A 25,542-nucleotide genomic window follows, 5' to 3' on the forward strand; every position below is an offset into this window, starting at 1 on the left:
ATGCAATCGGGTGTGGCCGCAGGGAAGACTCCGCTAGCGCCGCGACTGGTCCGCCGACCGGCCGCCGCGCGGCAGGCCGCGCAGTGGGGTGAGGATGCCCAGCGGGTGCTCGCGGGCGCCGACGGGTTCGTCCGCGTTCTCGGTGGTCCCGGCACCGGCAAGACCACCCTGCTGGCCGAGGTCGCCGCCGACCGAGTTCTCCGCGGCGGGGTCGACCCGGAACAGCTCCTCGTGCTCACGGGCAGCCGCCGCGCCGCGACCGACCTGCGCTCCCGGATCACCGCACTGCTCACCGACCCCGACGGCGGGGTGTCCCGCACGGTCCGCGAGCCGCTGGTCCGCACCGTGCACTCCTACGCCTTCGCCGTGCTGCGCATCCAGGCGATGCTGCACGACGAACCCGGCCCCCGCCTGCTCACCGGGCCCGAACAGGACACGGTGATCCGCGAGCTGCTCGAAGGCGACGTCGAGTTCGGCGGCAAGTACTGGCCGGAGCGGCTGCGGCCCGCGCTGGGCGTCGCGGGGTTCGCCGAGGAGCTGCGCGACCTGCTGCTGCGCGCCGCCGAACGCGGACTCGGCCCGGAAGACCTGATCACCCTGGGCAAACGCGAGGACCGCGACGAGTGGGTCGCCGCTGGTCGGTTCGGGCGCCAGTACGAGGAAGTCACGCTGCTGCACGGCGCCTCCGACAGCGCCATCGCGCACACCACCGCCCCCGCGCTCGACGCCGCCGAACTCGTCGCCTCCGCGCTGCTCGCCTTCGAGACCGACGACGAGCTTCTCGCCGCCGAACGCGCCCGCGTGCGTTATCTGCTGGTCGACGACGCCCAACACCTCGACCCGCTGCAATACCGCCTGCTGCATCGGCTGGGCAGCGCGGCCAAGGAGTTCGTCGTCGCGGGCGACCCCGACCAGTCGATCTTCTCCTTCCGCGGCGCCGATCCCGGGCTGCTGCGCGACGCCGAGCCCCAGGGCGGCACGATCGTGCTCACCCCCGGTCGCCGGATGGCCCCGGCCGTCCGCCGCGCGGTCTCCCAGCTCGCGGCCCGACTCCCCGGCGCGGGTCAGCGCCGGGTCGACAAGTCCCGCGACAAGGGCGGGACCGTCCTGGTCCGGCTGCACGCGTCCTCGGCGGCGGAGGCGGGCTGGGTCGCCGACCAGCTGCGCCGCGCGCACCTGCTCGACGGGATCCCGTGGTCGGAGATGGCGGTGCTGGTCCGGTCCGCGACGCGTTCGGTGCCGGTGCTGCACCGCGCGCTGGCGGCGGCCGGAGTGCCGGTGGCGGCTCCGGGCGACGAACTTCCGCTGGCCCAGCAACCCGCCGTGCGGCCGTTCCTCGCGTTGCTGCGCTGCGCCGCCGTTCCCGCGCTGCTCGACCCGGCGATGGCGGCGATGCTGCTGTCGTCGCAGCTCGGCGGGGCCGACCCGCTGGCCCTGCGGCGGCTGCGGCGCGGCCTGCGTCGGCTCGAACAGGCCGCGGGCGGCGACAAGTCCAGCGACGAGCTGCTGGTCGAGGTCCTCACCGACGACGACCGGCTCACCGCGCTGGAGCCCGCCGAGGTCGGCCCGGTGCGGCGGGTGTCGACCCTGCTTTCCGCCGCCCGCAAGGGAATCGCCGAGGGCGTCGGCCTCGAACAGATTCTGTGGGACGTGTGGCAGGGCAGCGGCTTGGAGACGCGCTGGGTGGCCACGGCGGCGCGCGGCGGGCCGGTCGGCGCGCAGGCCGACCGCGACCTCGACGCGATCGTCGCGCTGTTCCACACCGCCGAGCGCTACGCCGACCGGCTGCCCGGCTCCGGTGTCGCCAACTTCGCCGACCACCTGATCGGCCACCGCATCGCGGGCGACACGCTCGCCGCTTCGGCGCCGCACGGCGAGGCCGTGTCGGTGCTCACCGCGCACGCCGCGGCCGGTCGCGAGTGGACAGTCGTGGCGGTTCCCGGTGTCCAGGAGGGTGCCTGGCCCGACCTGCGCCTGCGCGGCTCACTGCTCGGCGTTGAACGGCTGGTCGACCTGCTGGCCGGGGTCGACCACTCCGAGACCCTGTCCGCGACAGCCCCTTTGCTCGCGGAGGAACGCAGGCTGCTGCTCGTCGCCGCGTCCCGCGCGCGCGGAAAGCTCATGGTCAGCGCCGTTCGCGGCGAGGAGGAACAGCCGTCGCGGTTCCTCGCCGAGCTGTCCGGCGTCGAGGCCACCGACCCGGAGGCCGAGTCGCTCATCCCGGTCGCCGAGCAGGAACGCGCGCTCGTGCTGGCCGACCTGGTGGGCGAGCTGCGCCAGGTCGTCTGCGACAACGGCGCCGACCGCGCACGCCGGGCGCTGGCCGCGCGCCAGCTCGCCCGGCTCGCCGAGGCGAACGTGCCCGGCGCGAACCCGGACAACTGGTACGGGCTGCCCGAGCTGTCGAGCCTGATGCCGTTGCGCGGCAAAGGTGAGCCGGTGCGGGTGTCACCGTCCACAGTGGAGATTCTGGCCAAGTGCCCGCTGCGGTGGGTGGTCGAGCGGCACGGCGGACAGGACCCGGTCGAACTCGCCGCCGTCACCGGGACCCTGGTACACGCCTTGGCCCAAGCCGCCGCGTCCGGCGCCACGCGCGAGGAGCTGATGTCCGAGTTGGACAAGGCGTGGTCCCAGGTCGACGCGGGTGCGCCGTGGTTCTCTCGGCGGGAACAGCAGCGTGTGCGCGCGATGGTCGACACGTTCCTGACCTGGGTCCGCGACACCCGCGGCGAACTGACCCAGGTCGCCGTCGAGCGTGATGTGTCGGTCGATTTGCCCGACGGTGTCACCGTGCGCGGCCGGGTCGACCGGCTGGAGGCCGACAACGAGGGCCGCCCGGTGATCGTGGACATCAAGACCGGCAAGCAACCGATCAGCGTTGACGACGCGAACGCCCACCCGCAGCTGGCCGTTTATCAGTTGGCGACAGCGTATGGCGCGTTCGCCGAGGACGGCCTCGGTCGCGAGCCGGGTGGCGCGCGGCTGCTCTATGTGGCGAAGAAGAGTCGCGGGAAGGCGACCGAACGCGATCAGCAACCGTTGCAGGGCGAGATGATCGACCACTGGATGACGATCGTGCGGGACGCGGCCGGGTCGATGGTCGGCCCGGAGTACAGCGCCTTCGAGAACCCCGACTGTCCCCGGTGTCCGGTGCGTTTCACCTGTCCGCTGCATCCCAGCGGCAGGCAAGTGACCGAGTAGCACACTCGAACAGGTGATCGAGGTGTCGCGAAGTGGATTCCGCCGTTCGGCGGGGTAGATTGGTCCGCATGAGCTCGATCCGGCCCATTCGCGAGTATGACCCACCCATGCACATGTGTGCGCTGGGTCGGCTGTTCGCGCAGATCGATGCGCAGCTTTCCCCCGCGTGGCAGGTGTTCCCGAAAATCGGCGTGATCACCGACGGCGCCACGGTGCGCACTCCAGACCTCGTGATCGTGGCCGCGGACATCGATCGGGAGGCGCCGTCGGTCGAGGCGGCCCGCGTCGCCCTGGCCATCGAGATCATCTCGCCGGAATCGGCGAGCGTCGACACCGACGTCAAGCCGTACGAATACGCCGACGCCCGGATCCCGTACTTCTGGCTGGTCGACCCGGTGCCGCCCGTCACCGTCACCGCGTACTCGTTGGCGGACACCGACTACGAGGAATCCCAGCGCGGAGAGGGGATCTTCGTCGTGTCGGAGCCGGTTCCGCTGCGGATCGACTTGGCAGCGCTGGCGCGATGACGAAGAGTCCACGGTGAGCCTGCCGCTGCCGGGGCTCGCGCTGGTCAGTCCCCGGGAGCTGGCCCACGAACTCGGCCTGCCCGCCCCCACCCCCGAACAGTGCGAGGTCATCGCCGCCCCGCCCGAGCCCGCGCTGGTCGTGGCGGGCGCGGGCGCGGGCAAGACCGAGACCATGGCGGGCCGCGTGGTCTGGTTGGTGGCCAACGGTTTGGTGACGCCAGAACGCGTCCTCGGCCTCACGTTCACCCGCAAGGCCGCCCGCCAACTCGCCGACCGCGTCCGGTCGCGGCTGCGCAGGCTCGCCGGGGCGAAGCTGCTCGACAAGCTCGACCCGTCCGGTGAACGCCGGGCCGCCGTGTTCGCCGGCGAGCCGACAATCCTGACGTACCACGCCTACGCGGGCCGGATCGTCGCCGAACACGGGCTGCGGCTGCCCGTCGAACCGGGCGCGCGGCTGCTCACCGAGACGGCGTCCTGGCAGCTCGCGCACCGGGTCGTCGCGACGTGGGCGCAGGACCTGGAAACCGATCTGGTGCCCGCGACGATCACCAAGTATCTCCTGGCGCTGGCCGGGGAGCTGTCGGAACACCTGGTCGACCCATCGGTGCTCGACCAGCACGCCGAGCGCGTGTGCTCGCTCATCGAGTCGGCGCCCCGGGCCAAGGGGCAGCGCGCCGACCTGTCGCAGGACTTGCAGAAAGTCCTTGTCACACAACGCTTCCGGGTCGGGCTGCTCCCGCTGGTGGCCGCGTACTCCGATCGCAAGCGGCGCGAGGGCGCGGTCGACTTCGGCGACCAGATGTCGCTGGCCGCGCGACTCGCGGCCCTGCACATCGAGGTGGTGCGCGGCGAGCGCGAGCGGTTCGGCGCGGTCCTGCTCGACGAGTACCAGGACACCGGCCATTCCCAGCGGGTGCTGCTGCGGTCGCTGTTCGGCAGCTCGATCGAACACCCGAACTCCGCGCCGATGCCGGTCACCTCGGTCGGCGACCCGGCGCAGGCCATCTACGGCTGGCGCGGCGCCAGCGCGGCCAACCTGCCCCGCTTCACCACCGACTTTCCCCGTGCGCACAACGAAAAGCTCGCCCCGGCGACCCGCTATGGCCTGCTGACCAGCTTCCGCAACCCACCCGAGGTCCTCGACCTGGCGAACGCGGTGTCCGCGCCACTGCGCGCCCTCGGCTTGGAGGTTGACGAACTGCGGGCCCGTGACGGGGCTCCGTCCGGCGATATCCGGTTCGCCCTGCTGTCCGATGTGGACACCGAGGTGCAGTGGGTGGCCAACCAGGTCGCCGACCGCTGGCACGCCGCCGTCGAGGAACGCGAGAAACCGCCCACGGCCGCCGTCCTGGTCCGCCGCCGCGCCGACATGGCCGACCTCGCCACCGCGCTGCGCGAACGCGGGCTGCCGGTCGAGGTGGTCGGCCTCGGCGGCCTGCTCGACGAACCCGAGATCCGCGACCTGGTCAGCGCCCTGCGCGTGCTGATCGACCCGCTCGCGGGCACCGCCGCCGCGCGCCTGCTCACCGGCTCCCGCTGGCGCATCGGCGCGACCGACCTGGCCGCTTTGTGGGGGCGCGCGCGCAAGCTGGCCGACACGTTCGCAGGCGGCCCCGCCGCCGACGCGAGCCCCGGCGACGTGATCCCGGGGGAGGGCGTCGAGCAGGCTGGCCTGGTCGACGCGATCGACGACCCCGGCCCCCGCGAGGCCTACTCCGAACTCGGCTACCAGCGCGTCCGCGCCCTCGGCTCGGAGCTGACCATGCTGCGCCGCAGGCTCGACCAGCCGCTGCCCGAGTTGGTCGCCGACGTCGAGCGCACCATGCAGCTCGACATCGAGGCCACCGCCCGGCGCGGCGGCGCGGGCCGGGCCCACCTCGACGCGTTCGCCGACGTCGTGGCCGACTACGCCAGGGCCAGCCCGTCGGCGAGCCTGGCCGCGTTGCTCGACTACCTGGCCATCGCCGAGGCCGCCGAGGACGGCCTCGAACCCGGTGAGGTCGAGGTCGCCGAGGACCGCGTGCAGATCCTCACGGTCCACTCGGCCAAGGGCCTGGAGTGGGAGGTCGTCGCCGTGCCGCACCTGGTCCGCGACGTCTTCCCCAGCGGCAGGCGCGGCGGAAGCTGGCTCAGCACGGTCACCGAGTTGCCCGCCGACCTGCGCGGTGACGCCGTCGACCTGCCGAAGCTGAACCTGGAGAGCGCGGAGAACCGCAAAGAGGTCGAACAGGCCCTCAAGGCCCACAAAGAGGACTTCGCCGACCGCGGCCTGGTCGAGGAACGACGGCTGTTCTACGTCGCGCTGACCAGGTCGGAACGGTCGCTGCTGGTGTCGGGCCACTGGTGGGGCCGCACGGGCGCCAAGCCGCGCGGCCCGTCGGAGTTCCTGACCGACCTGGCCGACCACGTCACCAAGCAGGACTGGCCCGCCGAGATCCTCGACGTCTGGGCCCAGGCCCCCGAGGAAGGCGCGGAGAACCCGCTGGCCACCGCGGTCAAGACAGCCCAGTGGCCCGCCGACCCGCTGCGGGACCGCCGCCCCGACGTCAGCACCGGCGCCGCGCTCGTCCGCGCCGAACTCACCGCGCTGCGCGAGGGCGAGGTGTTCGACGACCCGGCCGACGACGCCGACGGCTGGGTCCGAGACACCGACGTGCTGCTGGCCGAGCGCGCCGCCGCGTCGGCCCGCCGCGAACAGGTCACACTGCCCGACCAGCTGTCGGTGAGTCAGCTGGTTGAACTCGCCGCCGACCCCGAGGCGCTGGCCCGCAGGCTGCGCCGCCCGCTGCCGTTCCCGCCCAATCCGGTGGCGCGGCGCGGTACCGCCTTCCACGCCTGGCTGGAGAAGCGGTTCGGCTCGCGCGCGCTGCTGGACCTCGACGAACTCCCCGGCGCGGCCGACGACACCGCCGCCCCCGACGACGACCTGGAGGCCCTGCGCGAGGCGTTCCTCGGCAGCGCGTGGGCCGACCGGGTGCCGCACGAGGTGGAGGTGCCGTTCTCCACCGAGATCGACGGCGTGGCCATCCGCGGCCGGATGGACGCGGTCTTCCTCGACGCCGACGGCGGCTGGACCGTAGTCGACTGGAAGACCGGCCACCTGCCGGACGACGACCGCCTGCCCGCGCTCACCATCCAGCTCGCGGCCTATCGTTTGGCCTGGTCAGCCCTGTCCCACACGCCGCTGGACAAGGTCCGCGCCGCCTTCCACTACGTCCGCCCGGACACCACCCTGCGCCCGGCGGACCTGCTGGACGCCGACGGCCTGCGCTCCCTGCTGCGCTCGGTCCCCACGGCCGAGTGATCCAGCCCACCAAGTCGGCGCTGCCGTGTGACGGCTAACCTTCGGCGCGTGAGTCACAAGCGGGGGTCCGGCACCCAATGAAGAGCAAGCGCAGGGCCACCGGGCTCAGCGACCGCGAGGAGTACGAGCTCGTCGGCATTCTGCGGATGCCGGAGAACGGCGTCAGCCCGGTCGCTTCGATCGTCCGCCGAATCGTCGGTGCGCTGCTCGCTCTGCTCGCCGCCGTCCTGATCGTCTACATCGACCGTGACGGCTACCGCGACGTCAACGACGACGGCATCTCGTTCCTCGACGCGGTCTACTACGCGACGGTCTCTCTCTCGACAACCGGCTACGGCGACATCACGCCCGCCAGCGACTCCGCGCGGCTCATCAACATCCTGGTGATCACCCCGCTGCGCATCCTGTTCCTTATCGTCCTGGTCGGCACGACACTGGCCGTGCTGACCGAGCGGTCCCGTCAGGCGTTCAAGATCCAAAGGTGGAGGTCCAAGGTGCGCGATCACGTGGTGGTCGTCGGCTATGGCACCAAGGGCCGCTCGGCGGTCAGCGCGGTGCTCTCCGACGGGGTCGAGCCGAGCCGCATCGTCGTGGTCGACACCGACCAGGCCATGCTCGAAGCCGCGTCGCTGCTCGGGCTGGTGACGGTGCACGGTTCCGGCACCCGCTCGGACGTGTTGCGCGTGGCCGGGGTGCCGCGGTGCAAGTCGGTCGTCGTGGCCGCCAGCCGCGACGACTCGGCCGTCCTGATCACCCTGACCGCGCGCGAGATGGCGCCCAACGCGCAGATCGTGGCCGCCGTCCGGGAGACCGAGAACGTCCACCTGCTGCGCCAGTCCGGCGCCAACCAGGTCGTCGTGTCCAGCGAGACCGCGGGCCGCCTGCTCGGCATGGCCACCCACACCCCGACCGTGGTCGACATGGTCGAGGACCTGATCACCCCGGACGCGGGCCTGGCCATCTCCGAGCGCGAGATCGAGCAGTCCGAGATCGGCGGCTCCCCGCGCCACCTGCCCGACATCGTGCTGGGCCTGGTCCGCGGCGGAAAGCTCTACCGGGTCGACTCCTCAGAGGCCGACGCCATCGAAGCGGGCGACCGACTCCTCTACATCCGAAAAGTCACCCCCGCCGACGAGTGACCTAACCGGTCATTCCGGGGAGGCCGCTTAGTCTGCAACTATCCGTGGGTGCGTCTGCCCGCTGAACTGCGACTGCCCGCCGCCCAAGCGGCCGGAGCGGCGCTGTTCAGCATCGTCGTGGCCGTCTTGATCTCCCTGACCGGCGCGCTCGGGCTCTGGTCGACCTCGGCCGACACCTGGCGCACCCAGGCGATCGTGGTCACCAGCGTGCCGTGCGGCGATCCCGGCCAGACCGAGGAAGTCACCTATCAGCGTGACGGCCGCGAGGAGCGCGCCCGGCTCGACGCCTGCGGCCACCTGCGCGGCGAGACGATCGAGATCGCCGTGGGCGACACCGTCAGCGTCGCGCGGGCCACGGCGGGCGCGCAGACCGACGCCCGGCCGATCGGCGTCATCCTGTGCGTGTTCGCGGGGATCGCGGGCGCCGGGTTCGCCGAGCTGTGGCGGCGGTCAGGCGACGTGCTCTGAGGCGATCACCCACGTGTTGCACTGGTAGGTCCGGTTCTTGGTGAACCCCTGCTCCTGCCACGCGCCGAAGTGCTGGGCGGTGCCGTGCGACGGCGAGGAGCGGGCGTAGCCGTCGGCGATCATCTCGCGGATCGTCGAGTCGGTGATCGAGCCGCCGCCGTGCTGGGCACCGGCGAACCACATGCCGCTGAAGCACTGGGCCTCCAGCTCCAGCCTGCGCGACAGTTCCAGGCCCGCGGGGGACTGGTCGCCCGCCTCGTAGCGGGCCTGGCCGTAGGTCTGCATGATGCCGGTCATCGCCTGGATGTGGTGGGCGAACTCGTGGGCGAACACCGACAGGTAGCTGCCGGGCTTGTTGCCGACCCGGTCGGTGTGCAGGCCCGCGAACGGCATGTACAGCGTGTTGTCGCGCGAGCAGTAGAAGGCCGCCGCGTCCGCGCCACTGACCGAGCCGCACGGGCTCGACCAGCTCGTGCCAGCCGGGAACTTGAGGCCGGGGCGCTGGTAGGGCAGGTTCGCCCGGCTCAGCGCGGGCGTCCAGCCCTGTTCGAGGCAGGGCAGCGCGGCGGTGAAGTACGCCTGCGCGGCCTGCGGGTCGCTGCGCCACGCGGGCAGGTTGCAGGTCACGACGTTGACGCCGTTGTCGGTGCTGAAGATCGGGTTGTCGCCGAGCCGGTAGACCGGCTGCGGCTCCGGCGGCTGCGCGTTGGTCGTGGTGGCCGGGCGGGCCGTGGTCGTGGTCCGCGGCGGCCTGCTGTCGGCCGTCTCAGTGGTGGTCGTGGCCTCGGTGGTGGTGACGGTCGTCGTCGAGGTCTGGGACCGGGTGGACGTGCGCCGCGACGTGGTGGTCGTCGGGGTGGACGAGTCGGGCGCGGAGTAGCCGGGATCGGAGTCGCCGAGCGCGGGCGAGTTGTTCTTGCGCTGCTGGACGACCCCGAAGACGACGGCCGCGCCGACCAGCAGGGCCACCATGGCCACCGCCAGGATCGGGCCCGCGTTCGACTTCTTCCTCGGCGGCGGATACATCGGCCACTGCGCCTGCGGCGCGAACCGCGGCGGGTGGCCGAACTGAGGCGGACCGGCCTGCGGGGGACCGAACTGAGGCGGCCTTGTCTGGGCGAACGGTGGCGGCTGGGCGCCGAACTGGTTGCCGGGCCTGCCGCCCTGCGGTGGGCCGGGGTGGGGTGGAATTTGCGGCGGGCGCTGCGGTGGCTGTTGCCGCGGGTACTGCTGCTGGGGGTACGGCTGGGTCCGCTGTGGAGGCAGCGGCCGGGCGAACGGCGGCGGCGACACCGGCCTGGGCGGCGGGTACGGCCGTTGTGGACGCCAAGGCCCCGTGGGCGGCTGAGTCATCATTCCCCCGTAGCGAGATTCACAAGATCGCGGGTGAGCATATTGGCGCTCGGCTATCGTTCGCGGGCGTGTTGAAGAATTGGGGGGCCGCCGCCGCGATCACGGTGGCAGGCATGTCGTTGTTCGCCGCTCAGCCGACGTTTCCGTCGCCACCGACGGACGCGCCGACGATCTCGTTCCCGGCGCCCTTGCCCGGTCCCGTCCCGGGATCCGGTGCTCCGGTGCCGTCGATCGACCCGTCGCCGCCCACGGCGAGCAGGCCGGGACGGCCCGCCGTGGAGCATCCGCCGCTGCCGCGCAGCGTCAACATCCAGCTCAAGGTCGAGCGCGACGGCAGGCTGACGGTCACCGAGCAGGTGATCGTGCAGGCCAAGGACACGATGACCCGCGAGGTCCCGCTGCGCATCGGCGACCGGGTGTTCTCGGTGCGCGACGCCAAGGTCGACGGCAGCGGGACCGCCGACGTGGTCGGCGAGAAGTTCGTGATCAGGCTCAACGAGGGCGTGTCCACCGTCCAGTACACAGTGGATGGTGCGGTGGCCGATCTCGGCGACCACCAGCAGGTCCGCTGGCAGGTCGCCAACGGCTGGAGCACCACGATCGTCTTCCTGCGCGCCTCGCTGCTGACCCCGGAGCCCGGTGACGACCCGGTCTGCCTGGCGGGCGCGTCGGGCTCCGAGGACCAGTGCGACTCCGCGCTGATCGACGTCAGCGGCATCCTGCGGATCATCCAGTCCGATCTGGACGCGGGCCACCGGATCGACCTCAGCCTCAACCTGCCCGCCGGACTCGTGCCAACCACCGCCCGCTTCGAGGAGGCCAAGGCGGGCCCGTTCGCCTTGACCCCGGTCAGCGGCGTCGCGCTCGGCGGCCTCGCCCTGCTCCTGCTCGGCGGCTTCGGTGCCCTGTGGCTGGCGCGCGGTCGCGAGGCCACGGCGGTGTCGGCGCCGGTGGAGCCGGTCGACGTGCTGGCCACCGAGGACGGCCGGGTCGTGTTCGCCTCCCCGGACGGCGTGCTGCCCGGACAGGCCGGGACGGTGGTCGACGAGGTCGTCGACGGCCGCGACCTGGCCGCGACCGTGCTCGACCTCGCGGTTCGCAACTACCTGTGGATCACCGAGGTCGCCGCCGACGACTGGCAGCTCGTCCGCCGCAACCCCGCCGACGACGCGCTGACCGCCTACGAACGCGCGGTCTACGCGGCGGTCCTGCCCGACGGCACCGACTCGGTCACGGTGTCCGCGCTGCGCGCCGCCGCGCCGGATGTCAGCGCCGCCCGTGCCGCCGCCTACGCCGACGCGGTAGACCGGGGCTGGCTGTCGCGAGCCCCTGGCGGCCTGGGCCGGTGGGGCCTGATCGGCCTGCTGCTCACCGTGCTCGGCCTCGCCACGACCGTCGTGCTCGCCCTCACCGCCGGACACGCGCTCGCCGGGGTGGCGCTGGCCATCGCCGGTGTCGCGGTGTTCCTGGGCGCCCGGTTCCTGCCGGTGCGCACCCAGCGGGGCGCCGCGCTGGTCCAGCAGGTCCGCGGCCTGTCGGGCTACCTGCGCGCGGTCGCCCCCGACTCGATCCCCGTGGCCGACCGGGAGCTGGTGTTCTCCCGCTCGCTGCCCTACGCGGTCGCCCTCGGCGAGTCCGACGCCTGGCTGACCCGCTTCGCGGCTCTCGACGTCGCCGCCGACGGAACGCCCGGACTGTATTGGTACGGGACCCAGGACGAGACCTACGACCAGCCCCGGTTCGCCGAGCGGTTCCACGCTCTCGTGGATGCGTTGACCGGGATCTTCACGAAGCACTGAGTATCGAACCTGATCACTCCAGCGTTAGCCGTTCTGAACAGGTAAAACTCGGACGGGTGTGGGTGGCGCTAGATCGACCACGCGGGGTACGGTTCGCCCACTTTGGAGGTTCTTCCATTCACTCGAATGGAATGTCTGGGGAGGCTCGTTGCACACCACCGTCGCCCGCGCGGCCCGCGTCGTCACGGCGGCCGCGGTCGGCATCATGCTGGCACTGTCCGCTTCGCCCGCGCTGGCCCAGGAGCAGGTCAAGCCGCCCGTCGGCGACCAGCCCGCGCAGCCCAGCGAGGTCGAGCAGCCGCGACCGCTGCTGTCGGCCGTCGCCGTCTGCGCCGACACGGTCTCTTCCGTCGACGTGCACGTCCTGGACGACCGCGACGAGCCGTACCGGGTCACGCTGCTCGGCGCCGGGTCGCCGTTCATCCGCCACCAGGACACCAAGCTCACCGACAGCCTCGACCACCTGGCCACCTTCGCCGACGTGCCGCCGGGGCAGTACCGGGTCGTGCCTGGTGAGGGCGACGAGGCCGCAGGCGGCATCGACGTCGTCGTCAAGCCCTGCAAGGACATTGAGCCCGAGAAGGGCCAGCTCGACGTCGAGGTCGAGTGCAAGGCGGGCTGGGGGATCGTGACCTTCATCGTGGCGAACCCGGACGGCGGCGAGACCAAGCAGTACACGCTGACCACCAGCGACCTGGCCACCCAGTACGAGATCGAACTCGGCGACGGCATGTTCCTGCGCATCACCGAGAACGGCTTCGACGACGGCGACTACGCCGCGATCCTCAGCGGCGAGCAGCTCAAGGAGCCGATCCGCAAGGAGTTCACGGTCGCGTGCGCCGCGGAGAACGCGCCCAAGGTAAAGGCGTCGGCGCATTGCGACGGCAAGGACGACATCAACACCGCTGCCCCGATCGTCGTAGAGATCGAGAACCCGAACCGCTCGACAGTCAAATACACGATCCCGGCCATTGTCGTGAACACCAGCCAGACCCTGTCCGTCGGCGGGGGCTCGACAGGAATGGTGGAACTCGACACGACCGGAGTAGGCGACCACATCATTAGGGTGTACGGGTCCGATGGCACGATCGTCAGTACCGGCGTCAGCGTCGACAACTGCGCCACGGTCAAGATCGACGAAGACGGCCTGCAGATCTACACCCGCTGCCTCGACGGTAAATCTGAGGTCACCTTCCGGTACTTCCCCACCGCTGGACAGGGTAAGCGGTCATTCAAGGTCGACGGGAACAGCCGCTACGACAACGAGATCGAGTTCACCGAGGAGCGGTACCTGTGGGAGCGCTGGAACGGCTTCTTCGATGACGGCACCTACACCGCCCGGTTGGTCGGCGCGGGTCTGAACACCGTCGAGAAGTTCACCCTCAATTGCTCAGAAACGCCGACGACGACCACCACCACGGCCCCGCCCGCGCCGACGACCACCACGGTCCCGCCGCAGGCGAGCCCCGGTCCCGCCGAGGACCTTCCGGTGACCGGCGCGGCCGTCGGCACCATGGTCGCCGTGGGTGCCGCTGCCCTCGCGCTGGGCGGCGGGCTGCTCGTCCTCGTTCGCCGCAGGCGCACCGCCAAGTGAGTCACTGGGGCCGGGCCGAGCAGGCCCGGCCCCAGTTGTCCACAGGCGAACGCCGGACCCTGACGCGACCCCGGCCCGCTCCCGTAGGCTCGGCCAGGTGACCGTTTCCGAGCTGCACAGGTACACCCTGTCCAACGGCCTGCGCGTGGTGCTCGCCCCCGACACGACCTCGCCGGTCGTCGGGGTGAGCGTGCACTACGACGTGGGATTCCGGTCCGAGCCCGAGGGCCGGACCGGCTTCGCGCACCTCTTCGAGCACCTGATGTTCCAGGGCAGCGAGAGCCTGGAGAAGCTGGCCCACTTCCGGCACGTGCAATCCTCGGGCGGCACCTTCAACGGCTCCACGCACCCGGACTACACCGACTACTTCGAGGTGCTGCCGTCGGCGGCCCTGGAGCGGGCGCTGTTCCTCGAAGCCGACCGGATGCGCGCGCCGAAGCTCACCGAGGAGAACCTCCGCAACCAGATCGATGTGGTGAAGGAGGAGATCCGGCTCAACGTGCTCAACCGGCCGTACGGCGGGTTCCCGTGGATCCTGCTGCCGCCGGTGCTGTTCCAGACCTTCCCCAACGCGCACAACGGCTACGGCGGCTTCGAGGATCTTGAGCAGGCCACGGTCGCCGACTGCGCGGCGTTCTTCGACACCTACTACGCCCCGTCGAACGCCGTGCTGACGGTCGCGGGCGACTTCACCATCGACGGCGCCCGCGAGCTGATCGAGAAGCACTTCGGCGACGTGCCCGCGCGGCCCCGGCCCGAGCGTCCCTCCTTCGCCGAGCCGCCGCCGTCGGGCGAGGTCCGGTCCGACCACGCCGACCGGCTGGCCCCGCTGCCCGCCGTCGCGCTGGGCTACCGGATCCCCGACCCGATCAACGAGCTCGACGCCTACATCTCGTTCCTGGTGCTGGCGGGCGTGCTCGCCGACGGCGACGGCTCGCGCCTGCAGCAGCGCCTGGTCTACGGCGACCAGCTGGTCACCGATGTCGGCGCGGGCTGCGGGCTGTTCGGCCCGTTCGAGGCCCGCGACCCGGACACGTTCACGATCACCGCGATGCACTCGCCGGAGGTCGAGGTCGACACGATCCTCAAGGCGATCGATGAGGAGATCGACAAGCTGGCGAGCACCCCGCCGGACGCCGCCGAGCTGGCCAAGGTCACCGCCCGCTGGGTCGCGAGCCTGCACAAGGAACACGACCGCCTGGTCAGCCGCACCCTGGCCCTGGGCGCCTTCGAACTGCTCTACGGCGACCCGTCGCTGGTCTACTCGCTGCCCGACCGCATCGCCGCCATCACCCCCGACGCCGTCTCCGCCGCCGCCAAGGCGCTGCGGCCGGACTCGCGCGCCGTGCTGACGGTGTCCCCGGCCGGAGCCGCCGAATGATCACCGCCGCCGTCCGACCCGGCCCGCTGGGCCGCCGGGCCGAGTCCCCACGCGCCGACGTCACAGTGCCGCTCGGCGGGGCCGCCGCCACCATCGTTTTCGCAGGAGGAGTCCAGTGAGCCGCAGCGCCGAGGAGATCGGCCGTACCGAGCGTGGCCCGCGCCCGCTGCCCCCGTTGGGCGACCAGCGCGCGGCCACCGGCCTGTCCGCTGTGGACAAGGTGATCGACAACGGGCTGCGGGTCATCGCCGTGGCCCAACCGACGGTGCCGATGGTGGAGCTGCGCCTGCGAATCCCCTTCGCCGGGGAAGACCCGATGCACGCCGCGCGGGTCGAGGTGCTCGCCGCGACCATCCTCACCGGCACCGAGAAGCGCGACCGCGTCGCAGTCGACACCGACCTGGCCCTGGTCGGCGGCGAGCTGTCGGCCGTGGTCGACCCGGAGATGCTCTCCATCGGCGGCAACGCGCTGGCCGCAGGCTTCGACACCCTGCTCGACGTGCTCGCCGATGCCCTGACCGGCGCGACGTACCCCGACGAGGAGGTCGAGGGCGAGCGCGGCAGGCTCATCGAGCGGATCACGGTGGCCCGCTCGCAGCCCAGCGTGATCGCCCGCCAGGCGCTGCAGAAGCACCGCTACGGCGACCACCCGTTCACCCGCGAGATGCCCGAGGCCGACGACGTCGCCACCGTCGTCCCCGACGAGGTGCGCGCCCTGCACCGCGCCCACGTGCTGCCGCGCGGCTCGGTGTTGGTGCTGGTCGGCGACGTCGACCCGGCCCGCGCGGTCGCCGCCGTCGCCGCCGCGTTCGAGGGTTGGCAGTCTGATGAGTCCGCCTCGGTGCTGCCGCCGCTGCCGGAGATCACCCCGCAGGACCTGCTCGTGGTCGATCGCGCGGGCGCCGTCCAGTCCCAGTTCCGGTTCTCGGCGCAGGCCATCACCCGCACCGATCCCCGCTACGCCGCGCTGCAACTGGCGAACCTGGCCTTCGGCGGGTTCTTCTCGTCGCGGCTGGTGGAGAACATCCGCGAGGACAAGGGCTACACGTACAACGCCCGGTCGTCGCTGGAGTTCACCCCCGGCGGTGCCACCCTGCTGGTCGAGACCGATGTGGCCAGCGACGTCACCGCGGGCGCCCTGCTGGAGATCCGCTACGAACTGGGCAAGCTGGCCGCGATCCCGCCCACCGAGTCCGAAGTGGACACTGTCAGGCAGTACGCCGTCGGCTCGCTGCTCACCTCGACGTCCTCGCAGGGCGGCCTGGCCTCGCAGCTGGCGGCGCTGGCCATCCTCGGTCTCGGCCTCGACTGGCTCACCGGTCACCCCGACCGCCTCAAAGCGGTCACCGTCGAGCAGGTGGCCGAAGCCGCCCTGGAGTTCTTCGCCCCCACCCGCTTCACCGGCGTCATCGTCGGCGACGCGGCCACCCTGTCCACGTTGAGCGCACTCGGCGGAGTTCACCTCCCTTGATCGCGTCCGGACCGGCGGGCCACTCACGGCTCGCCGGTCCGCAAGCACCCCGACTCAGGTCGTGTCACGACTCTCGCCGACGCGATTTGTCAGACATGACTTAGGAAACAGACATGAACACCGAGTTCCGCCCCCCTTTCCAACTGGCAGGCTTACCCGCCCTCTCCCGCTACGCCACGGTCCGCGATGAGCCCGTCCGCAAGGACGCGGCCCGCCTCGACGCGCTGTGGCCGCAGGGCAAAGTCGTGCTTCTCGACCGCACCGGCCGCACCCCGGTCAGCGACGACGCCAGGGCCCTGCGCCTGCGCGACGCGTCCGCGATCGCCGATACCCGCCCACCCGAAGCCGCCCTCCTCGGCGAACAGGACGGCGTCGCCTACTGGTCGCTCCCGGCCGACGAGACTCTGCGCCCCGACCCGATCCTGCCCCCGAACGCCTGGGGCCTCTGGCACGGCGCGCTCTCGGAGTCCGGCGAACTCTGGCACGACCTGCGCGGCGTCGGCGCCCTCCTCGACGACACCGACGCGGGCCTGCTCACCGCCGCGGTCGCCCTCGCCAACTGGCACGCCCGCGCCCGCTTCTGCGCCAAGTGCGCCGCCCCGGTCACCCGCACCGCCGCGGGTTGGGCCACCACCTGTACGGGCTGCGGCCGCGAGGAGTACCCCCGCACCGACCCGGCGGTCATCTGCCTCATCCACGACACCGAGGACGAGTACGTCCTGCTGGCCCGCCAGCCCATCTGGCCCGCCGACCGCTACTCGGTCCTCGCCGGGTTCGTCGAGGCAGGCGAGTCCCTGGAGGCCTGCGTCGAACGCGAGATGGCCGAGGAAGTCGGCGCCAAGGTCACCAACATCCGCTACCTCGGCAGCCAGCCCTGGCCCTTCCCCCGATCCATCATGATCGCCTTCGCCGCCCAAGCCGACCGCGACGCCGACGTCAAACTCGCCGAGGGCGAAATCGAGGACGCCCGCTGGTTCACCCGCGCCGAGGTCCAAAAGTCCTTCACCGGCGACTCCGCCGACCTCATCCTCCCCGGCGCCACGAGCATCGCCCACCACATGCTCTTAGCCTGGTCCCAGTCATAGCCGCGCGCAGCGCGCATTGACCGATCACCGCCTAACCTCCGAGGAGACCAGCCTTGGAATCCGGAGGCGGACTGGTGGTTGGGCGCGAGACAGAGGTCGAGTGGCTTGGGCGGGTATTGGCCCGTGCCGGGACCGGTATGCCCGCGACCGCCGTCATTCGTGGCGAAGCGGGGTGCGGCAAGACAGTCGTCCTTGAGGTGTTGGCTGAGAAGGCTCGGTCGGATGGGTGGACCTGTCTGGCCGTCCGGGGCATTGGGTCCGAGGCGGCGTTGTCCGGCGCGGGTCTTCTGACCACGCTCAGGCCGTTGCGCGGAGACCTGGAGTCACTTCCCACCGCACAGGCGGAGGCCCTCGCCGCCGCTATCGGGTGGGAGCGCGCGACCGGTTCCGGCGACCGGTTTCTGGTTGGGGCGGCGACACTGTCCCTTCTCGCGACGGCGGCGTCACGCGCGCCGATGCTGGTCGCCGTGGACGACGTGCAGTGGGTCGATGTCGAGTCGGCGCAGGCGTTGGCGTTCGCCGCTCGCAGGCTTGGGCATGATCGGGTCGCGGTCGTGGTGACGCATCGGGCAGGCCTGCCGCTTCCCGTGCCGTTGGACGGTTTCGAGGTCCTCACCCTTGAAGGCCTCCCACCGGACGCCGCGCGGGCGCTGCTCGGGCCTGGCTTCTCGGCCGATGTCGTGGCGAAGCTGGTGGCCGACACGGGCGGCAATCCCCTTGCCCTGACGGAATGTCGACGTTCGCTGAGCCGGGCGCAGCGGGCGGGCGCCGCGCCACTGCCGCGGGCGCTGCCCGTTCCCGAGCGCCTGCGGGACCTGTACGCCGACGAACTCGGCGGGTTGTCCGCAGGCGCGTGGCGCGCGGCCGTGCTGTGCGCGGCGGCCAGTGGGTCGGACGCGGCGCCGGTGCTCGCAGCCTTGACTACCGAGGGACTTGATCCGGCCACCTGCCTGGCTGAGGCGGGCGAGGTGCTGGTCGCCCACGGTGGGCTCCTCGGGTTCCGGCACCCGCTGCTGCGGTCGGCCACCTGGGATCGGGCCGCCGCGCCCGAGCGCGCGACAGCACACCGTTCGCTCGCGGGCGTGGTGTCGGACCGGGCCGCGCGAGCCTGGCACCGCGCCGAGGCGACGCCGGGTCACGATGAGGCGCTGGCGGGCGAACTCGCGGCCGTCGCCGAGGTGGATCGGTCCCGCCGCGGGTTCGCGGCGGCCTCGGCGGCCATGGAGCGGGCGGCCCGGCTCACCTCTGACCCCGTCCTCCGCGCTGACCGGCTCGCCACGGCGACGGACGACGCGCATGTCGCGGGGGACACCGACCGGGTCCGGCGGCTGGCGGCCGAGGTGCTCGACTCCGCCGCGGAGGCGGAGCCGCGGGCCCGGGTCCTGGTCGCACTGGGCACGCTCGAACAGTGTTTTGGCACGTTCGCCCGCGCTCGCGACTTCTTTGAACAGGCGGCGAACCTGGCCACTGGACGGCTGCTGATCCGCACACTGAACCAGCTCAGCACCATCTGCCACGTCCTCGACGACGTGCTCGGCATGAGCACGACAGCGGCCCGCGCCGAGGCCGTCGCCGACCGGTCGGATCCGGAACAGGCGATGCTGGCGGCGTACCTGGCGGGCGCGGCCCGGGTCGTGGAGGGCAGGCCGGACCTCGGGGCGCCGCTGATCCACGAGGCCATCGCAGTGCTCGAGTCCGATCCCGTCCTTCGCGACGATCCGCGGCACCTGCTCGTCTCACTGCTGTGCGCCCGCTGGCTGATGGACCCGACCGTCGCGCTGGGCTACGCGGAACGGCGGGTCAACCGTGCCCGCGAGGCAGGGGCACTCGGCGTCCTGGCGATGGGCTTGTCCATCTACTCCAGCGGCCTGGCTTGGATGGGCGACCACGTCCGGGCCCACGCGCACGCGGGTGAGGCGGTCGAACTGCTCGACACCCTCGGCTACACGGCGGACCCGGGTGGCGCCTGCGAGGTGGCGGCGACCGAGTGCGCCGCCCGTGGAACGCACGACGAGGCCCGGCTGCTGCTCGACCGGGCCCGCCGCAACGTCGTGGTCAACGGGTTCGACCCGATGCCGCCACACCTGGCATGGACGGTCGCCTTCTGTGCCCTGTGCCGAGGGGACCTGGCCGAGGTCGTCACTGTGCTGGAGGACCAGATAGCCCGGTTCAACGGCGTCGGCTCAAATCTGGAGCCGCTCGGCGTGGCCCCGGAACTGGTCGAGGCCTATCTGGGTCTCGGCCGCGACGACGACGCCCGCGACCTCGCAGGCAGATTCGCCGCCGCCCAGCAGGCACCCAACGGGCACGTGGCCGCGATGGTCAGCCGATGCGAAGGCCTCGTGGCGGCGAACCTGGACGACGCGGCGTCGGCGTTCGAGCGAGCCCTCGCGCTGCACGCGCACCAGCCTGACCGGCTCGAACTGGCGCGCACCCACCTGCTGTACGGCATGCGACTGCGGCGGGGCGGCAGGCGGATCGACGCCCGCGCACAGCTCGAAGCCGCGCGCCGGGCGTTCGCCGAGATGGACCTGGCGCTGTGGGCCGAGCGGGCGTCCCACGAGTTGGCGGGCACCGGGGAGCGCACCCAGGCCCGCGACGGCACCGGGCAGCCACTGTCCTCGCAGGAGACCAGGGTCGCGCTGCTGGTGGCCCGGGGACTGACGAACCGTGAGGTGGCCGCCGCGCTGTTCCTCAGCCCCAAGACAGTCGAGCACCACCTGGGCGCGGTCCTGCGTAAGCGCGGCCTGCGCTCCCGCACCGAGCTGGCGCATGCCGTTGCCGCCGATGACTGGGTGACCGTCGTAGCCAGCACCGATGGCTAGGTCATCCACACGAATCGTGTTCCTGGGTTGATCTACAACCTACGTCTGGTCATCCTCGCCAACCACCGTGCCGAACCACCTGAATCGCAGCTCGCGCACGTGATGGGTGGTGCCGTCCAGGATCACGAGCAGCGCATCGACCTGTTCGACGTCCAGGTCTTCGCGCACTATGGCCGCCGCCACGTGCGGCAGTTTCGCTCCGAGTGCGGCGAGCACCTTGGCCACGTCGGTTTCCTCCAGCCCGATCACTGCGGACCGCCGTGGACCGAAACCCGGTGCCGAGCAAGGATATTCGCCGCGTCGGCTGGGCTGACACCGAGGCAGATCGCGCGGCACGCAGGGCACAGCACGTGCGCCCGCACCGGGTCCGGGACGGGAGGTGGCGGCGGGGTGCGCGCCCACCGGCGGGCCAGATCCGGGCGGCTCAACGCCAGTCCGCTGCGGTTGTGCTGGTGCTCGACCGGCGCGGCGGGGCAGCCGCACCGGCCGAGGTCCGTGGTCCGCGTGGTAGGGGCACGGCGGCATGCCGGTGGGGCCGTCGCGGACGTGCCCGGTCGGATGGGGCGGCACGGGCTGCTTCGGCCACAACTCCGGCGATGGCGAGGACAGCGGCGGCACCGAGGATCGCGAGTACGGTCACGATGATCAGCGTCAGCGCGCGGGGCGGTGCGCGGGAGCGCAGACCACGGGGCATTCGGGGGCATCGCGGGGCAGATCACGTCGCTGACGCTCCGAGCTCGCTCGACTACCCTAAGCGGGTGCCCGAGGCCAACGAGTCATTGCGCGCCGCCCGCGAACGCCTGCCGTCGCGGCGCGTGCCCGGCGAGGCAATGGGGCGGGCGGAGCTGGCCGAGGCGGTCAATGCCAGGCTGTGGAACACCACCGGCAAACGCTTCGATCTCGACGCGCGCGCCGTCGCACGCTGGGAGCGCGGCGCGGTCCGCTGGCCTGGGGCGCACTACCGGGCGGCTTTGCGGCACGTGCTCGGTGCGGCCGACGACGCGGCGCTTGGGTTCCGCTGCCCGAGTCCGACGCGGACAGCGGCGATTGCCGTTGGCTCCGACCTGCGGACCTCCACGGACCTGGGAGGGATTCTCATGGCCACCGCCGACGAGTCGAGCGACCTTCTCGCCCGTGCCGAGGCCACCAACGTCGGCGACCTGACAGTTGAGCAGTTGCATTCCGATGTGCGGCGTACCGCCGCGAGCTACCTCCAGGTCGACACATTGCCGCTGTTCGCCCGCACCCGCGCTGTGCGCGATCGGGCGTTTAGCCTCCTTGACGGACGCCAAAGGCCAGACCAGACCCGCGACCTGTACGCCGCCGCCGGATGGTCGCTGACCCTGCTCGCGTGGATGACCACAGACTTGGGACGCCCCGACATCGCCGAAGCCCACTGCCGCACCGCATGGGCGTGCGCCGAGAACGCCGATCACGACGGGCTCCGCGCCTGGGTCCGCGCCACCCAACACACAGCCGCGTTCTGGCAGAACGATCACCAGCGGGCCGCGCGGTATGCCGCCGACGGCCTCGCCTACGCCACCGGCAGCGCCCGCACGTTCCTGGCCAGCGCCTACGCGCTCGACACGGCCCGCCTCGGCCGAACCGCCGATGCGCGAGAGGCGCTGGTCGTGGCCCAACGGGCCGCAGACGCGAGCGACCCCACACGCGACGACCTGGCCGGGCCATTCACCTGCCGTGCCGAACGCGCGGCCGGGTTCTGGTCCGACGTCGCCCTGTCCCTCGGCCAGCCCGAGATCACTGCTGAACACGCAGACGCGGCGGTGGCGAGGCTCCACACCCTGCCAGCCGAGGCCCGCAATCCTGGCTCCGAGCGCATGATCCGCCTACAGCAGGTGAAGGCCCGACTTGCACTCGGCGAGCTGGACGGTGCCGCCGACGCTCTTGCCCCCGTCATGGCGACCGCGCCGGAGCACCGTGTGCGTCCGCTGATGGCCCGACTCGCCGAGGTCGGCGCTGCCTCCGCTGCGTTCCCTGGAGAACGCATTGCTCAGCGGATCGGGTCCGAGGTCGCCGAGTTCATCCGCCATCCCGTTGTCGCCGAGTTGACCGCCTGACCGAGAGGGAGATCGCGTGACCGAGCTGGAGCCGATGCGGGATCACTGGTGGTGGCGGCCAGGCTGGCGGCCGAGTCGGTCGTTCTTCACGTGGCACTTCACGTTCGCCGATCAGCCCGCCGCCGAGCGACTCGTCGCCGACTACGCGCACATTTTCGAGAAGCTGCCCATGCTCGACGCTGTGCCGTTGCGCTGGCTGCACCTCACCACGCAAGGCATCGGCTTCACCGACGAGGTCGGCCGCGGTGACCTCGACCGGATGATCGAGGCCACGCGGGAACGCTGCGCGCGGCTAGAGCCGTTCACCGTCACCCTCGGCCCTGCTCACGTCGACCCCGAGACGGTCCAGATGCCGGTCCGCCCGGCTGAACCGCTGGTTCGAGTGCGTGCCGCGATCCGTGACGCCATCGCCGACGTGTGGGGCGCGGACCAGGTGCCCGAGGCGGCCGACAGTTTCCGTGCGCACGTCACCCTGGCGTACTCGAACGCGGCCGGACCCGCAGACCCCATCGCGGTTGCCCTGGCAGCGTACGGCGATCGGAAAGCCGACGTCACCGTGTCCGCTGTCTCTCTGATCGACTTGAACCGAGATCGCAAATCATACGAGTGGACGGACGTGGAATCCGTGGAACTCGGCTAAATCGAGCGAGCAATGAGCATTCAGGAGTCGGCGGTCATGAGTGGAACCCGTTTGAGTCGCAGCAGGAGCCGCAGTTCATAGCTCTGTGGTAGCCAGCGTCAGGCAGGAGCGGCGATATGGGGCGCCCGCAACGGGCATCTAGTGGGTGGCCGCGACCGCGCCGTCGATCAGCCCGAGTTGGGCGGCGAACTCCGGCTTCATCACGAACAACTCGATGGCCAGGTTGTCGGGCGCGCGCAGGTTGAGGTGGTAGCCGCCGTCGGTCTCCGCGATCGGCGAGTGCTCCACCCCGAGTGCCGCCAGCCGTTGGTCCCAGGTGAGCAGGTCCGCTGGGTCGGCCACGGCGAGCGCCAGGTGATCGAGTCCGGTCTGTCGTTCGTCGAACGGTCCGCGCACGGTGCCGCCGTGGTCGGACAGGATGACCGCGATCCGGGCGCCGCGCTCGATCATGAAGCAGTACGAGGCCGCCTCGTGGAGGCACTCGAAACCCATGACCTCACCCCAGAAACGTCGTGCGGCCGGGCGGTCGGCGACGCTGAGCGACACATGCGACAGCCCGAGGATGAGGGGAGTCATCGCCGCTGCGCTCGGCTGCGAAGGATGTACCACGGCCACGGGTGGAAAGGCGCCCACAGTGCCAGGGCGACCGGCCCAGGGGTGGCGAGCGCGTTCAGGATGCGTGACCAGCGAGTGTTCGTCATGCGTCGAGGGTCACGCCGGGCCCGCGCCGGTCGCGTCGGGTGAATCCCCCAATCCCGATGGATTGGGGGATCGACCCGTCAGGCCACGGGCTCGACCGCGCCCGCGAACTGCGCCTGGTACAGCGTCGCGTACGCACCGCCCGCTGCCAGGAGCCCCGCGTGCGTGCCCTGTTCCACGATCCGGCCCGCGTCCATCACCAGGATCAGGTCGGCGTCGCGGATGGTCGAGAGCCGGTGCGCGATCACGAACGACGTGCGGTCCGAGCGCAGGGCCGCCATGGCGTGCTGGACCAGCAGCTCCGTCCGGGTGTCCACAGAGGACGTCGCCTCGTCCAGGATCAGCAGGGCCGGGTCCGACAGGAAAGCTCGGGCGATCGTGATCAGCTGCTTCTCGCCCGCGCTGATGTTGGAGCCCTCTTCGTCGATGACCGTGTCGTAGCCGTCCGGCAGCGAGTGCACGAACCGGTCCACGAACGTCGCGCGCGCCGCCTCCAGGATTTCCTCCGAGGACGCGGTCGGGCGGCCGTAGGCGATATTGTCCCGGATGGTTCCGTGGAACAGCCACGTGTCCTGCAGGACCATCCCGATCTGGTCGCGCAGCGCGTGCCGGGGCATCGACGCGACATCCACCCCGTCCAGCGTGATCCGGCCGCCGTCCAGGTCGTAGAAGCGCATGACCAAGTTGACCAGCGTCGTCTTCCCCGCGCCGGTCGGGCCCACGATCGCCACCGTCTGGCCCGGTTCGGCGACCAGGGACAGGTCGGTGATCAGCGGGACGTCCGGCTCGTATCGGAAGCTCACATCCGCGAACTCGACCCGGCCCCTGGTCACCGGGGCGGCGGCGGTCGACTCCTCGGCGGGTTCCTCCGGCGCGTCGAGCAGCTCGAAGACGCGTTCGGCCGAGGCCACGCCGCTCTGGAGCAGGTTCATCATCGAGGCGACCTGGGTCAGCGGCTGGGTGAACTGGCGGGAGTACTGGATGAACGCCTGCACGTCGCCCAAGGTCATGGTGCCGGAGGCGACGCGCAGGCCGCCGAGGACGGCGATGACGACGTAGGTCAGGTTTCCCAGGAACATCATCGTCGGCATGATCAGACCGCTGGCGAACTGCGCGCCGAACCCCGCCTTGAACAGGGCCTCGTTCTGCGTTTCGAAGGCCTTCTCGACCTCGCGCTGACGGCCGAAGACCTTGGTCAGCGCGTGCCCGGTGAAGGACTCCTCGACGTGGGCGTTCAACGTTCCCGTCGCGCGCCACTGGGCGATGAACTGCTTCTGCGAGCGCTTCATGATCGCGCCGGTGACCATGATGGTCAGCGGGATGCTGATGATCGCGATCAGCGCCAGGGTCGGGCTGATCCAGAACATCATGCCCACGACGAAGATCACCGTCAGCAGCGACGACAGCAGCTGGCTCATGGTCTGCTGGAGCACCTGGGCGACGTTGTCGATGTCGTTGGTGACCCGGCTCAGCAGCTCGCCGCGCGGCTGGCGGTCGAAGTAGGACAGCGGCAGGCGGTGGATCTTGTCCTCGACCTCCGCGCGCATCCGCTGCATGGTCCGCTGCACGACCCCGTTGAGCAGCAGGCCCTGCAGCAGGCCGAGCACCGCCGAGCCGACATAGAGGCCCATCACCCACAGCAGCACCGTGCCGACCGCGCCGAAGTCGACGCCCTGGCCGGGGATGACGTTCATCGCGGTGAGCATGTCGGCGAGCTGGTGGTTGCCCGCGGCGCGCAGTTCTTCGACGGCCTGGGCCTTGGTGACGTCACCGGAGAGGTTCTTGCCGAACAGGCCCTCGAAGATCAGGTTGGTGGCGTCACCGAGGATCTTCGGCGCGACCGACATCAGCGCGACGCTGGCCACGGCCAGGGCGAGCACCGCCCACACCTTGCCGCGCTCCGGTCGCAGTCGGGCGAACAGGCGCTTGGCCGACGGCCCGAAGGTCATCGACTTCTGGCCGACCATCCCACCGCCGA

The 25,542-nt window shown here is 71.4% G+C and carries 18 protein-coding genes; 14 read left to right on the forward strand and 4 right to left on the reverse strand.

Annotated features, from left to right (window positions below; genetic code table 11):
* From BN1701_RS31655 to BN1701_RS31675, 5 genes are all read left to right on the forward strand, one after another.
* Entirely contained in the window at window positions 1-3,201 is a 3,201-nt protein-coding gene (locus BN1701_RS31655; RefSeq protein ID WP_054056304.1) for an ATP-dependent DNA helicase, read from the forward strand.
* Window positions 3,202-3,269: 68 nt separating this feature from the next.
* Window positions 3,270-3,728 (forward strand): Uma2 family endonuclease, encoded by a 459-nt coding sequence (locus tag BN1701_RS31660; RefSeq protein ID WP_082860185.1) that lies wholly within the window; start codon window positions 3,270-3,272, stop codon window positions 3,726-3,728.
* A 13-nt stretch (window positions 3,729-3,741) separates the two neighbouring features.
* Window positions 3,742-7,032: an ATP-dependent DNA helicase gene (locus tag BN1701_RS31665; protein WP_304439925.1), complete on the forward strand. Its 3,291-nt coding sequence runs from the start codon at window positions 3,742-3,744 to the stop codon at window positions 7,030-7,032.
* A 77-nt stretch (window positions 7,033-7,109) separates the two neighbouring features.
* A complete protein-coding gene (locus tag BN1701_RS31670; protein ID WP_054054924.1) occupies window positions 7,110-8,171 on the forward strand; it encodes a TrkA family potassium uptake protein in 1,062 nt (353 codons plus the stop codon).
* A gap of 48 nt (window positions 8,172-8,219) precedes the next feature.
* Window positions 8,220-8,639 carry a hypothetical protein gene (locus BN1701_RS31675; protein WP_054054926.1) on the forward strand — a complete coding sequence of 140 codons (420 nt, stop codon included), beginning with the start codon at window positions 8,220-8,222 and terminating at the stop codon, window positions 8,637-8,639.
* Here the strand turns inward: BN1701_RS31675 and BN1701_RS31680 are convergent.
* Window positions 8,622-9,992, reverse strand: coding sequence for a neutral zinc metallopeptidase (locus BN1701_RS31680; RefSeq protein ID WP_157368325.1), 1,371 nt, complete (start codon window positions 9,990-9,992; stop codon window positions 8,622-8,624). The two genes, BN1701_RS31675 and BN1701_RS31680, sit on opposite strands and share 18 nt — an antisense overlap.
* A gap of 68 nt (window positions 9,993-10,060) precedes the next feature.
* On the opposite strand from BN1701_RS31680, the gene BN1701_RS31685 reads away from it, so the two are divergent.
* From BN1701_RS31685 to BN1701_RS31710, 7 genes are all read left to right on the forward strand, one after another.
* Entirely contained in the window at window positions 10,061-11,791 is a 1,731-nt protein-coding gene (locus BN1701_RS31685) for a DUF2207 domain-containing protein (RefSeq protein WP_157368326.1), read from the forward strand.
* A 148-nt stretch (window positions 11,792-11,939) separates the two neighbouring features.
* On the forward strand, window positions 11,940-13,385 hold the full coding sequence (locus BN1701_RS36970) for an LPXTG cell wall anchor domain-containing protein (protein ID WP_054054931.1): 1,446 nt from the start codon (window positions 11,940-11,942) through the stop codon (window positions 13,383-13,385).
* 97 nt (window positions 13,386-13,482) lie between these two features.
* Window positions 13,483-14,766 carry a pitrilysin family protein gene (locus tag BN1701_RS31695; protein ID WP_054054933.1) on the forward strand — a complete coding sequence of 428 codons (1,284 nt, stop codon included), beginning with the start codon at window positions 13,483-13,485 and terminating at the stop codon, window positions 14,764-14,766.
* A complete protein-coding gene (locus BN1701_RS37955; RefSeq protein ID WP_255364667.1) occupies window positions 14,763-14,885 on the forward strand; it encodes a hypothetical protein in 123 nt (40 codons plus the stop codon). Before BN1701_RS31695 ends, BN1701_RS37955 begins: the two co-directional genes overlap by 4 nt.
* On the forward strand, window positions 14,882-16,237 hold the full coding sequence (locus BN1701_RS31700) for a pitrilysin family protein (RefSeq protein ID WP_054054935.1): 1,356 nt from the start codon (window positions 14,882-14,884) through the stop codon (window positions 16,235-16,237). The genes BN1701_RS37955 and BN1701_RS31700 overlap by 4 nt, the downstream gene beginning before the upstream one ends.
* A gap of 113 nt (window positions 16,238-16,350) precedes the next feature.
* Window positions 16,351-17,322 (forward strand): NAD(+) diphosphatase, encoded by a 972-nt coding sequence (gene nudC / locus BN1701_RS31705; protein ID WP_054054937.1) that lies wholly within the window; start codon window positions 16,351-16,353, stop codon window positions 17,320-17,322.
* A 74-nt stretch (window positions 17,323-17,396) separates the two neighbouring features.
* Window positions 17,397-20,147, forward strand: a complete 2,751-nt coding sequence (locus BN1701_RS31710; RefSeq protein ID WP_172803361.1) for a LuxR family transcriptional regulator — start codon at window positions 17,397-17,399, stop codon at window positions 20,145-20,147.
* A 39-nt stretch (window positions 20,148-20,186) separates the two neighbouring features.
* On the opposite strand, the gene BN1701_RS31715 is transcribed toward BN1701_RS31710, so the two are convergent.
* Window positions 20,187-20,396 (reverse strand): hypothetical protein, encoded by a 210-nt coding sequence (locus tag BN1701_RS31715; RefSeq protein ID WP_054054940.1) that lies wholly within the window; start codon window positions 20,394-20,396, stop codon window positions 20,187-20,189.
* 509 nt (window positions 20,397-20,905) lie between these two features.
* On the opposite strand from BN1701_RS31715, the gene BN1701_RS31720 reads away from it, so the two are divergent.
* Window positions 20,906-22,225 carry a hypothetical protein gene (locus BN1701_RS31720; protein ID WP_157368327.1) on the forward strand — a complete coding sequence of 440 codons (1,320 nt, stop codon included), beginning with the start codon at window positions 20,906-20,908 and terminating at the stop codon, window positions 22,223-22,225.
* Between the two features lie 16 nt (window positions 22,226-22,241).
* On the forward strand, window positions 22,242-22,865 hold the full coding sequence (locus BN1701_RS31725; RefSeq protein ID WP_054054941.1) for a 2'-5' RNA ligase family protein: 624 nt from the start codon (window positions 22,242-22,244) through the stop codon (window positions 22,863-22,865).
* A gap of 138 nt (window positions 22,866-23,003) precedes the next feature.
* Here BN1701_RS31725 and BN1701_RS31730 read toward each other — a convergent pair whose 3' ends face one another.
* Together BN1701_RS31730 and BN1701_RS31735 are read right to left on the reverse strand one after the other, a co-directional pair.
* Window positions 23,004-23,441, reverse strand: coding sequence for a VOC family protein (locus BN1701_RS31730; protein WP_054054942.1), 438 nt, complete (start codon window positions 23,439-23,441; stop codon window positions 23,004-23,006).
* A 203-nt stretch (window positions 23,442-23,644) separates the two neighbouring features.
* On the reverse strand, window positions 23,645-25,531 hold the full coding sequence (locus BN1701_RS31735; protein ID WP_197672263.1) for an ABC transporter ATP-binding protein: 1,887 nt from the start codon (window positions 25,529-25,531) through the stop codon (window positions 23,645-23,647).
* Between the last annotated feature and the right edge of the window lie 11 nt (window positions 25,532-25,542).

This window comes from Alloactinosynnema sp. L-07, from assembly GCF_900070365.1.
GTDB lineage: Bacteria > Actinomycetota > Actinomycetes > Mycobacteriales > Pseudonocardiaceae > Actinokineospora.

Bases quoted from the DNA above. Each gene is read 5' to 3' on its own strand.
- BN1701_RS31655 (WP_054056304.1), top strand. From the start codon at position 1: ATGCAATCGGGTGTGGCCGCAGGGAAGACTCCGCTAGCGCCGCGACTG.
- BN1701_RS31660 (WP_082860185.1), top strand. From the start codon at position 3,270: ATGAGCTCGATCCGGCCCATTCGCGAGTATGACCCACCCATGCACATG.
- BN1701_RS31670 (WP_054054924.1), top strand. From the start codon at position 7,110: ATGAAGAGCAAGCGCAGGGCCACCGGGCTCAGCGACCGCGAGGAGTAC.
- BN1701_RS31680 (WP_157368325.1), bottom strand. From the start codon at position 9,992: ATGACTCAGCCGCCCACGGGGCCTTGGCGTCCACAACGGCCGTACCCG.
- BN1701_RS37955 (WP_255364667.1), top strand. From the start codon at position 14,763: ATGATCACCGCCGCCGTCCGACCCGGCCCGCTGGGCCGCCGGGCCGAG.
- nudC (WP_054054937.1), top strand. From the start codon at position 16,351: ATGAACACCGAGTTCCGCCCCCCTTTCCAACTGGCAGGCTTACCCGCC.
- BN1701_RS31730 (WP_054054942.1), bottom strand. From the start codon at position 23,441: ATGACTCCCCTCATCCTCGGGCTGTCGCATGTGTCGCTCAGCGTCGCC.
- BN1701_RS31735 (WP_197672263.1), bottom strand. From the start codon at position 25,531: ATGGTCGGCCAGAAGTCGATGACCTTCGGGCCGTCGGCCAAGCGCCTG.